General features: G+C 44.6%; 1 protein-coding gene. It reads right to left on the reverse strand.

The window, feature by feature from the left end:
• Window positions 1-1,174, reverse strand: a 1,174-nt coding sequence (cqsA, locus tag QTO00_RS19920) for an alpha-hydroxyketone-type quorum-sensing autoinducer synthase (RefSeq protein WP_331426293.1), incomplete at its 3' end; no start/stop codon positions are given.
• Window positions 1,175-1,228 lie beyond the last annotated feature (54 nt).

A 1,228-nucleotide genomic window follows, 5' to 3' on the forward strand; every position in this document is an offset into this window, starting at 1 on the left:
TATTTAATGACAGTCTCAGTATATTTTTATTGTCTGGTGTTGCTGGCGTGCAAAAAACCGAGCCAAATACGCCATTGTCTTCAAAGAAATCTCTGACTTTTCGGGTATTGGTTTTTTCTCCGGTTTCTAATCCGATTATTTGCGTTTCACTACGAATATCGTAGCCAATACGTTTTAGACCCGACCTGGCGCGTTCAGCATTGTACATAAGGCGCTGACGTGCGCTATCACTCTGTTTGATTACCGCTAACGTGGCATCAATTCTATCTAGCTCAAACGCCATCATTGCCGAGCTAAAAATCGATGGAAACGAAACGTACGGCACCACTTGCCCGGTTAGGTTGTTACACCATACTGCACCTGCGCGGTAAGCAAATGTTTTAGCCAGGCTTGCGGTCATGAAATCAACTTTGTCAGTCAGGTCGAGTTCTTCCAGCAATCCAGAACCATGATGACCGTGGGTGCCTAATGAATGGGACTCATCAACCACTAAGGCACAGCCTAGATCCTTAGCAATATCCGTGATCTCTTGCAGTGGGGCGATAGTACCAATAGTGCTGTAGACGGAGTCGACTAATACCACACCAGGCCCATTACGCTTGATAATCCGTTTTAGGTGACGTGCATTGTTGTGCATGAAGGGGTGAATATTCGCTCCAGCGATTCGAGCCCCTTCCCATAAAGACATATGGGCGAAAAAGTCGATATAAACATTTGTGTCGCTGTCACAGATGGTTTGCAATAGCCCGATATTGGCAATCCAGCCAGACGGAGCGATAGTACAAGTTTGAAATCCTGTGTAGTCAGCCAGTCGATGTTCAACGGTTTTATCTAGCCCATCGCTTTGCAGGAACACGTTCGACATGAACGCGGTGCTTTTCTTTGATAGCAGTGAGTTAACTTGCGCGTCGATAATTTGCGGATGGTGAGACAGAGATAAATAGTCGTTACTTTGTAGCAGGATATCACCCGAGTTAGGCTTTTTGCCTAATACCAAATTGCGACCATTGTCAGATGTATTTATTAAATCAGAAACATAGTAATTAATTCGTCTGTCGATGAATTCCGGCAGACTTGATAGAAGTGGACCCCGATGGTTGGACACATAAGCTAATTTCTTAAGTGGTTGATCTTGCTCATGCAGCGTATCTTTGTCTGCCGAAGTAGACTTCATCAGGAGTGAGGTCATTGAGTCCTTGATGATTACGCTCTTCATTATAAAACACCA

Source organism: Vibrio sp. M260118 (genome assembly GCF_036533755.1).
Taxonomy (GTDB): Bacteria; Pseudomonadota; Gammaproteobacteria; order Enterobacterales; family Vibrionaceae; genus Vibrio.